Source organism: Clostridiisalibacter paucivorans DSM 22131 (assembly GCF_000620125.1).
In the GTDB taxonomy this organism is placed as follows: domain Bacteria; phylum Bacillota; class Clostridia; order Tissierellales; family Clostridiisalibacteraceae; genus Clostridiisalibacter; species Clostridiisalibacter paucivorans.
In genome coordinates, this window is record NZ_JHVL01000082.1 from 1 (window position 1) to 4,706 (window position 4,706).

Annotated in this window: 6 protein-coding genes and 1 pseudogene; 5 read left to right on the forward strand and 2 right to left on the reverse strand. The window is 36.3% G+C overall.

Going from position 1 to position 4,706, the window contains the following annotated elements; genetic code table 11:
• Nucleotides 1-268, reverse strand: a 268-nt coding sequence (locus Q326_RS0114720) for a transposase (protein ID WP_026895679.1), incomplete at its 3' end; no start/stop codon positions are given.
• Between the two features lie 79 nt (nt 269-347).
• On the opposite strand from Q326_RS0114720, the pseudogene Q326_RS19135 reads away from it, so the two are divergent.
• The 5 genes and pseudogenes from Q326_RS19135 to Q326_RS17600 form a co-directional block, all read left to right on the forward strand.
• A pseudogene (locus Q326_RS19135) lies at nt 348-914 on the forward strand (terminase large subunit domain-containing protein); the annotation flags it as partial.
• 108 nt (nt 915-1,022) lie between these two features.
• Nucleotides 1,023-1,547, forward strand: coding sequence for a phage terminase large subunit (gene terL, locus Q326_RS19140; RefSeq protein WP_284071449.1), 525 nt, complete (start codon nt 1,023-1,025; stop codon nt 1,545-1,547).
• A 22-nt stretch (nt 1,548-1,569) separates the two neighbouring features.
• Nucleotides 1,570-2,937, forward strand: a complete 1,368-nt coding sequence (locus tag Q326_RS17590; RefSeq protein ID WP_245592120.1) for a phage portal protein — start codon at nt 1,570-1,572, stop codon at nt 2,935-2,937.
• Between the two features lie 99 nt (nt 2,938-3,036).
• Nucleotides 3,037-4,089: a minor capsid protein gene (locus Q326_RS17595; RefSeq protein WP_034602517.1), complete on the forward strand. Its 1,053-nt coding sequence runs from the start codon at nt 3,037-3,039 to the stop codon at nt 4,087-4,089.
• Nucleotides 4,082-4,411 (forward strand): hypothetical protein, encoded by a 330-nt coding sequence (locus Q326_RS17600; RefSeq protein ID WP_034602519.1) that lies wholly within the window; start codon nt 4,082-4,084, stop codon nt 4,409-4,411. Before Q326_RS17595 ends, Q326_RS17600 begins: the two co-directional genes overlap by 8 nt.
• Before the next feature lie 14 nt (nt 4,412-4,425).
• On the opposite strand, the gene Q326_RS0114740 is transcribed toward Q326_RS17600, so the two are convergent.
• On the reverse strand, nt 4,426-4,706 hold a 281-nt coding region (locus Q326_RS0114740), incomplete at its 5' end, for an ATP-binding protein (protein WP_026896033.1).

Consider the following 4,706-nt stretch of genomic DNA (forward strand, 5'->3'; position numbering starts at 1 on the left):
TACAATACCTTGATAATTCTTCTTCATTCATTGTAAATGTTTCCATTACAATTTTAAGTTTATCTTCTTTTCTCCATCTCTTAAGTCGATTAGGATTACTATTGGGTATTAATTTGCCTTCTATTCTAGCTTTTCTCTTCCACCCATAGATAGTGTTTGTAGATACTCCTGTTTCCTTAGATACCTGTGATACTTTTTTATTTATTGGCGGAGATATTTGCCTTAATATATCTTCAATGTATTCTTTATTATAGCTCTTATTTTTCATATAGATTGTCATCCTTTCTTTACTCACAATTATTATAACATCTATATGACAACTATTCTAACACAGGGGGAAGTCAAGAACAGCTGGATTATTTGTTGAATGGGTACTTGGTAAGAAGAAAACTGAAAAGATCATGACTGGATCCTATAATGAAACCCTTTCAACTATGTTTTCAAAGAGTGTAAGAAACAACATTCAGGAAGAAAAAGCAGATGAAATGAAACCTGTTTACATTGATGTATTTCCTGAAGTTAGGATCAAACAAGGTGATGGTGCCATGAATCTTTGGTCACTGGAAGGTGGATATAATAACTATCTTGCAACATCACCGACAGGAACTGCAACAGGCTTTGGTGCCACATTACTGATCATTGATGACCTGATCAAGAATGCAACTGAAGCCTACAATGAAGAAGTGCTGCAGAAACATTGGGAGTGGTTCACAAACACCATGCTTTCCAGGCTTGAAGAAGGTGGGAAAATTATTTTAATAATGACACGTTGGCATTCTAGGGATCTTGCTGGTAGGGTGATTGAAGAACTTCCAAAGCTTGGATTTAAAGTTAGACATATTACAAAGAAAGCACTTCAGGATGATGGATCCATGCTTTGTGATGAAATCCTTTCAAGAAGATCCTACAATGCTAAAGTGAAGGCAATGGGATTGGATGTTGCTTCAGCCAACTATCAGCAGGAACCAATTGATATTAAGGGTAAGCTTTACACCAGCTTTAAGACTTACAAGAAGCTTCCAATGGATGAACATGGCAACCTTCTATTCACTGAAATCAGGAACTACACTGACACAGCTGATCAAGGGAATGATTACCTTTGTTCAATTGATTATGGTGTTTACCAGGGTGAAGCCTATGTTCTTAATGTACTTTACACCAAGGAAGCAATGGAAATCACTGAAGAAGAAACTGCAAAGATGCTTCATGAAGATGGTGTCAACAATGCAGACATTGAATCCAATAATGGTGGACGTGGTTTTGCAAGACAAGTTGAACGGATCCTGAAAGAGAAGTTCAAAAGCAACAAAGTTCAGATCAATCCTTTTCATCAGTCCAAGAATAAGAAAGCAAGGATCCTGTCCAATGCTACTTGGGTGATGAATCACATATACTTCCCAATCAATTGGGCAGATCGTTTCCCTGAATATCATGCAGCAATGACCAAGTATCAGAAGGAAGGAAAGAACCTTCATGATGATGCACCTGATGCAACAACAGGTATTGCTGAAAAGATAGGACAAGGAAGCACATTCAGTTTTGACTAAATAATAAAGGAGTGTATTAAACATGATAAATATTTCAAGTGAAATGTCTAAGATCAAGGATATTATTACAAGAGCAGCAAGCAAAAGAATGACTGAAAAGCAATTTATTGAAGTTGAAATTAAGAAATGGGAAAGTTCAATTAATCGAAAGAACATGATCACTGGTGAAAAGTATTACAAAGGTGATCATGATATTCTTCAACGTCAAAGAACAATGGTTGGACAAGATGGGATGCTGCAGGTTGTTTATAATCTTCCAAATAACAAGATCATTGATAATCAGTATGCAAAGATGGTGGATCAGAAAAAGAACTATCTTCTAAGTAAACCTTTAACCTTTGACACAGAAAACAATCAATATGAAGCTGCTTTGAAGAAGGTATTAAACAAAAGATTCCAAAGAACCCTGAAGAACTTAGGTGAAGATTCCTTGAATGGTGGTATTGGATGGCTTCATCCTTACTACAATGATCTTGGGGAATTTTGTTTTAAGAGATTTCAACCTTATGAAATCCTTCCATTTTGGAAAGATGCTGAACATACAGAACTTGATTTTGCTGTCAGACTGTATGAAATTGAAGCCTATGAAGGTGCAAAGGAAAAGACCATTAAAAAGGTTGAAGTATATAGCCTTAATGGTATAGATAGATACGTTTTAGAAGGTAATATGTTAATTCCTGATATTGAAAACCCTTCAAGTAATTATTTCAGTTTTACAGATGGTGAAGGTGAAGTGGTGGAATTAAATTGGGAACGGATCCCTTTGATTGCGTTCAAGTATAATGCCAAGGAAATCCCATTGATCACCAGGGTGAAGTCACTGCAGGATGGAATCAACATCATGCTTTCTGACTTTGAAAACAACATGCAGGAAGATGCAAGGAACACCATCCTGGTCATTGAAAACTATGATGGTGCAAACCTGGCAGAGTTCAGACACAACCTTGCAACCTATGGTGCAGTTAAGGTCAAAAGCATTGATGGTGCCAAGGGTGGTGTTTCAACCCTTACTGTTGAAGTTAATGCTGACAATTACAAAGCCATTGTTGAGATCTTCAAGAAAGCCTTGATTGAAAATGCAAGGGGTTATGATGCAAAAGATGAACGGATGTCAGGAACACCAAATCAGATGAACATTCAATCCATGTACAATGACATTGATTTGGATGCCAATGAAATGGAAACTGAATACCAAGCATCTTTTGAAGAACTTCTATGGTTCGTGAACACACATTTAAATTTGAGTGGAATAGGTAACTTCTTTAATGAATCGGTAGAAGTAATATTCAACAGGGATATGATGATGAATGAATCAACTGTCATTGATAATCTAGCCAAATCAGTTGGCATCCTATCCAATGAAACAATCATTTCACAACATCCTGGATAACTGATGTTGAAAAAGAACTTCAAAGGATTAAAGCTGAAAAAGAAGAAGCAATGGCTGATTATCAAGGTGCCTTTAATCCAATAAATGCAGGTGATGATAATGCCCAAGAATAATGGTTATTGGCAACGCAGAATGGAACTTATTGAAGAAATGCAGATCAAGAAAGGTGAAAACTACCTGAATGATCTTGATGATCAGTACAGAAAAGCTTCCAGGGAAATTGAAAGTCAGCTTTCTGTTTGGTACAGAAGATTTGCCAATAACAACAAAATCACCATGACTGAAGCAAGAAGACTTCTGACAACCACTGAACTGAAGGAATTTAAGTGGGATGTCAATGAATACATCAAGTATGGGAAAGAAAATGCTTTCAATCAAAGGTGGATGCAAGAACTTGAAAATGCTTCAGCAAGGGTTCATATTTCCAGGCTGGAAGCTTTAAGGGTACAACTGCAGCAACAGGTTGAAGTGCTTTATGGGAACCAGGTTGATGGTATTGATGATCTGTTACGTGGGATTTACAAAGATGGGTATTATCACACAGCTTTTGAGATCCAAAGGGGTTTCAATATTGGTTGGGATCTTCATTCAATCAATGACAATCAGCTGAATAAGATCCTAAGTAAACCCTGGACAATGGATGGTAAGACTTTCAGTGACAGGTTATGGACAAACAAACAAGCCTTGATTGGAAACCTTCAAACCCATTTAACACAGTCAGTCATTACAGGTAGATCACCTGATGAAATAATAAAAAGATTATCAGCACAATTTGGAACTGATAGGAATAAAGCAGGCAGGCTTGTAATGACTGAATCTGCTGCTTTTGCTTCTGCTGCACAGAAAGATGCTTTCAATGATCTTGATGTGGAACGCTTTGAAATAGTGGCAACGCTGGACAATAGCACTTCTGAAGTGTGTAAAGACTTGGATGGGCATGTATTTGACATGAAGGATTATGAAGTGGGTGCAACAGCACCACCATTCCATCCCTGGTGCAGAACAGTCACAGCACCTTATTTTGATGATGAATTCAGCTTGGGTGAACGTGCTGCAAGGGGTGCAGATGGTAAAACTTATTATGTGCCTTCTGATATGAAATATAATGACTGGTATGAAAAATTTGTGAATGGTGGTGATAAGAGTGAATAAGAATATTGAAGTAATTAATAAGGATCTGCTGGCAGTCAAATTTTCATTGCTTCCAATGATTAAGGAAATTGACTATACACCTGATGAAGAAATACCAGCGTTTGAAGAATTTGGACGTGTCACAGGTGATGGGATCCTGATTCTAAACAAAGATTATCCAGCCTTTAGAATATTTAAAGACTGGATGCCAAGACTTATGAAAAAGAAAGACAAACAGCTTAAAAGAGAAATCAAAGCTGCTGAAGCATTAAAGAATAAAACAGATTGGCATTGTATTTGTCAACCGAAATTTCCTCTAAATTCTAATCGAATTCTCCTCTAGTTAAGGTAAAAAAATTATTGCTTTTCTAACCAAAGTTTAGTTTCTTTTAATCTATAAGAATTACCATTCATATTTACAATATATGATTTATGTGTAAGTCTATCTATTATTGCAGCTGTCATTACTGGATCTTTAAATATTTCATCCCACCTTTCAAATGATAAATTTGTAGTTATTATTGTAGATTTTCTTCCTGCTCTTAAGGAAAGATAGGTGAATAAGAGCTCAGAGGCTTCTTTATCAAAAGAAATATATCCAAGTTCATCTGCTATTATCAAATCATATTTCTCAAATT